3 protein-coding genes and 3 pseudogenes are annotated in these 4,004 nt (G+C 66.4%); 4 read left to right on the forward strand and 2 right to left on the reverse strand.

Annotated features, from left to right (window positions below; genetic code table 11):
* The 3 genes and pseudogenes from HMPREF2804_RS02260 to HMPREF2804_RS02270 all read left to right on the forward strand — a co-directional run.
* Positions 1 to 417 (forward strand): annotated as a pseudogene (locus HMPREF2804_RS02260) (hypothetical protein); the annotation flags it as partial.
* 48 nt (positions 418 to 465) lie between these two features.
* A pseudogene (locus tag HMPREF2804_RS02265) lies at positions 466 to 1,436 on the forward strand (IS256 family transposase); the annotation flags it as partial.
* A 109-nt stretch (positions 1,437 to 1,545) separates the two neighbouring features.
* Positions 1,546 to 2,154, forward strand: a complete 609-nt coding sequence (locus HMPREF2804_RS02270; protein WP_048752811.1) for a DUF1269 domain-containing protein — start codon at positions 1,546 to 1,548, stop codon at positions 2,152 to 2,154.
* Between the two features lie 424 nt (positions 2,155 to 2,578).
* Here the strand turns inward: HMPREF2804_RS02270 and HMPREF2804_RS10675 are convergent, their stop codons facing one another.
* On the reverse strand, positions 2,579 to 3,262 hold the full coding sequence (locus tag HMPREF2804_RS10675) for a hypothetical protein (RefSeq protein ID WP_210399305.1): 684 nt from the start codon (positions 3,260 to 3,262) through the stop codon (positions 2,579 to 2,581).
* 269 nt (positions 3,263 to 3,531) lie between these two features.
* On the opposite strand from HMPREF2804_RS10675, the gene HMPREF2804_RS10920 reads away from it, so the two are divergent.
* Positions 3,532 to 3,741, forward strand: coding sequence for a hypothetical protein (locus tag HMPREF2804_RS10920; RefSeq protein ID WP_135008628.1), 210 nt, complete (start codon positions 3,532 to 3,534; stop codon positions 3,739 to 3,741).
* On the opposite strand, the pseudogene HMPREF2804_RS02280 reads toward HMPREF2804_RS10920, so the two are convergent.
* Positions 3,738 to 4,004: pseudogene (locus HMPREF2804_RS02280) on the reverse strand (hypothetical protein); the annotation flags it as partial. The gene HMPREF2804_RS10920 and the pseudogene HMPREF2804_RS02280 overlap by 4 nt on opposite strands.

Genomic DNA, 4,004 nt, shown 5'->3' on the forward strand with positions numbered 1-4,004 from the left:
GAAGGGCCCCTACACCACTACCAGGGACTTGACTACTCACCCACGGAAAAACTACGAGTCTCTTTCGATGGTGAAGTACTTCGAATCACTCTTCTTCTTGGACTGTATCTTGTGGTACTTGCTTGGATGGGATTCGGGTTTGGTGCTCTCCTCCGTAATAGTGCCGGAGCTATTGTTCTTACAGTCGTTCTGCTTTTTGTGGTGACAATAGTTCTTAGTTTCTTCAGGTCTGCTGAGTGGGCAAGCGATGTTTCCAAGTATCTACCTGTTCATCTGGGCGAAAATATGTTGGTCTACGATACTGACCAGTTTAAAGATCCCAGCTACGAAATCCGCTGTATCCTCTTCACCCTGTGGGGCTTTGTACCCCTGGTACTTGGCTGGATTCGCTTCAAATTCAACGATATGAAGTTGTAGACTTACGGCTCATCGGATAAGAGGAAGTGCCGCCTCCTGAACATATACTGGCTGCTCGAGCGCCGCAAACGGGCCGAGTCCGCGCTGATCACGGTGGTCGCCGACGCCTACCTGGCCGGGGTCTCCACCCGACGCATGGACAAGCTGATAGGTACTTTGGGCATCAACTCGCTTTCGAAGTCACAGGTCTCACGCATGGCGGCCGAGCTCGACGAGCACGTCGCCTCCTTCCGCAACCGGCCCCTGGGCGACGCCGGCCCCTTCATCTTCGTAGCGGCCGACGCCCTGACCATGAAGGTCCGCGAAGGCGGTCGCGTGGTCAGTGCGGTGGTCCTGACAGCCACTGGGGTCAACGCCGACGGACACCGCGAAGTCCTGGGCCTGCGGGTAGCCACACCTGCGAGAGCGGAGCAGCGTGGAACGAGTTCCTCGCCGACCTGGTCGCCCGAGGCCTGGGAGGGGTACGACTTGTCACCTCTGACGCCCACACGGGTCTGGTCGAGGCCATCGCCGCGAACCTGCCCGGAGCGACCTGGCAGCGCTGCCGCACCCACTACGCCGCCAACCTGATGACAGTGACCCCCAAGAGCGCCTGGCCGGCCCTCAAGACCATGCTCCACTCGGTTTACGACCAGCCCGACGCAGCAGCCGTCGAGGCCCAGTTCGACCGCCTCCTGGACTACACCCGTGACCTGCTGCCCGAGGCCGCTGACCACCTCGACGCCGCGCGAGCTGACCTGCTGGCCTTCACCGCCTTCCCCGTCGAGGTATGGCGGCAGATCTGGTCCAACAACCCCCAAGAACGCCTCAACAAGGAGATCCGCCGCCGCACCGACTCAGTGGGCATCTTCCCCAACAGGGACGCCATCATCCGCCTGGTCGGCGCCGTCCTGGCCGAGCAGACCGACGAATGGGCTGAGGGCCGCCGCTACCTCAGCCTGGACACCCTCAAACAGTGCCAGACCACCAACAAGCTCCAGGACGGCCATCCAGACACGCCCCCGACACTGACCCACTGACCCCTAACCACGAAGGGCCCCTACACCACTACCAGGGACTTGACTTCTGTCGCCGCCGCGCCTACGTTAATGATGTCAGCACGCAATAGGAACATGATGGGACGGTTTTATGACTGCACACAATTTTGTCATCGTCGGCTTCGAGGAATCTGCAAACGCCTACAAGGCGCTGAGCGTCCTGCGCGGAGCGGCCGCCGAGGGGCGGATCACTATCGCCGCGGCCGTCATCGGGGAGCGCGGCGCCGACGGCAGCCTGCGCCTGGCCGAGGGTGAGGATGCCGTGATCGGGAGCGCGACCGTCGGCGGGGGCCTGATCGGCATGGCCGTTGGCATTCTGGGGGGCCCACTGGGCATGCTGCTGGGATGGGGTGCCGGCTCCCTGATCGGCAGTTTCGCCGACGCCGACCGCGTGGATCTCTCCGAGACCGCCATCGGCGAGCTCAGCGGACGGCTGCCCGCGGGCACCACCGCCATCCTCGCCGAGGTCGAGGAGTACGCCACCGAGGTGCTCGACGGCGTCGTCTCCCCGCTGGGCGGCCAGGTCCTGCGGCTCGAGGCCGACCAGGTCCTCGGCGAGCTGGAGGCCGCCGAGGCCGCCGCCATCGCCGCTGACAGGGAGGCCGCCCGGGTGCTGCGCCAGGAGCGCGGGCAGGAGCGCAAGCAGAAGTGGGAGGATCGCGTCGACTCCCTGCGCGAGAAGCTCCACCGCAAGAAGTGAGTGTAAGAGCGGCTATCTGCTGAGGGCCCGCGGACGAGTTTCCGCGGGCCCTCGGGGTGCAGATGGTTGATTCCGGGGGCGCGGGCCGGGCGGGCGCCTCGAACCGATCTCAAGCCGGAAGTGAACCGATCCCGGTGCGGAGATCTACCGATCTCGACGAGAAGAAAGCGCGCGTGAGTCTCTCATGCCGCCCTTCCCGGGCCAGCAGCCGAGGCGCTCGGCAATGGGACGGACGATCTCCACCGTCCGGTGCGCCAGGACCTGCTGGGCGGTCAGGCGAAGCGGCGTCATGCCGTGCCGCAGGAGCCACTGGTCGCGGCGGCGGTCCTGCGTCCAGTCGGCCAGGGAGGAGTGGAAGGCGTGGCCGTCGGTCTCGATCGCAAGACGCTGTCCCAGGACGAGGTCGAGTTCGCCGGTGGGCGTCTCAACGGCGACCTCCGGCGGAGCGCCGGCCTCCTCCAGCTCGTATCGGGCGATGGTCTCCAGGATGGAGCGAGCGCGCCTTCGGGTCGGCGCGGGCGAGCAGCGCGCGCATGGGGCCGTTCCTCGGTCCGCGCAGTCTGGCGAGAAGCTGGGCGCGGGTGACCAGGCCGCCGCGCAGGGCGCAGTCCAGGGCGATGAGCGCGTCCAGCTCCGATGTGCAGCGCATGAAGGTGAGGATGGCGGTCTCCTGGTCGGCGAACGGCGAGCCCAGCGGGTCGATGGGAGCGCCGGCGTTCCTGTGGATGATGACGCGCCCGATGCCGTCTACGGGGTGCTGGTCGTAGGGGGCGATAATGTGGAGCCGGCTTCCGGGGCTCTCCTGAAGGGCGATGCCGTAGTGCTCCATTGCGTGCGCGCAGGCGATGAGACCGCCCAGGCGCCGGGCGATAATGGTGGGCCGTTCCGTTCCCGGCAGGGCGATGACGTGCTGCGGGTGGCGGACGACGATTCCGTCGGCCACCATGCGGCCCAGAGTGCGACGGCAGTGTTCTGAGGTGGCCAGGAATCGCTGTTTGGCCGCCCCGTGTGCGGCTGCCAGCGCTCGCAGCATGGCGTCCCGCCGTTCGGTGTACCGCATGAAACGAGCATCGACCGGCGGGGCCGCCGGTGACAAGGTTTGCGCCACCCTGTGGATAACGTGGCCGGCCGCCGGCAGGCGTCCACAACTCCACGTGCGCTTCCGCACCCGTCTGCGGGGCCCGCAGTTGCCCGTCTGAGGGGTCCGAGGCGTCACAGACGTCTGCACAGGTGCGTTCGGGCGCTTCCGGCTGTGTTTCCGCGTCGAAAAAGGTGGCTCCTACGCACTTTTAACGTTCGTGTCTCATCTCCGCCTGCTGCAGAACCGCGGAATTACGCCAAACTTCGCAACCCGCGACGGTGCCGTGCACCGTAAAAGTGCGTAGGAGCCACCTTTTTGAGCGCAAAGGCGCTCGATGGGACTGCCGGGTGCGTGCGGGGTCCGGTCAAGCGCTCGGCAGGGCGCGCCGCCTGACGGGACGCGCCGGTCAGCACAGTGCGCCGCCCGCCCCTTCACCGATCTCGACGGGACCGGCCTTCGGCCTGCTGTACGGCTCTGGCTCCGATGACCCGCAGGACACGTCCTAGCCGATGAGGCCGCCGGGAGTCTGGTCGCCATCGGCTGGCGCCCCGGCCGGGCGGCGGTGGTAGAGCAGGTAGGCGCCGATCCGGCTGCGCCAGGAGGGGCGCACCGTGTGCGGCCAGCGCTGCGACACGTAGGTGATGGCGTCATCGATCTCAAGGCGCTGGGTGGAGTTGCCCGCCCGCACCCACAGCTCTCGCCCGCCCCGGCCCTTGGGGCCTGACAGGTAGACGGGCACCGACTCAGTGGGCATCTTCCCCAACAGGGA

Origin of the sequence: Rothia sp. HMSC065G12 (genome assembly GCF_001811455.1) — a bacterium.
GTDB classification, from domain to species: Bacteria; Actinomycetota; Actinomycetes; order Actinomycetales; family Micrococcaceae; genus Rothia; species Rothia dentocariosa.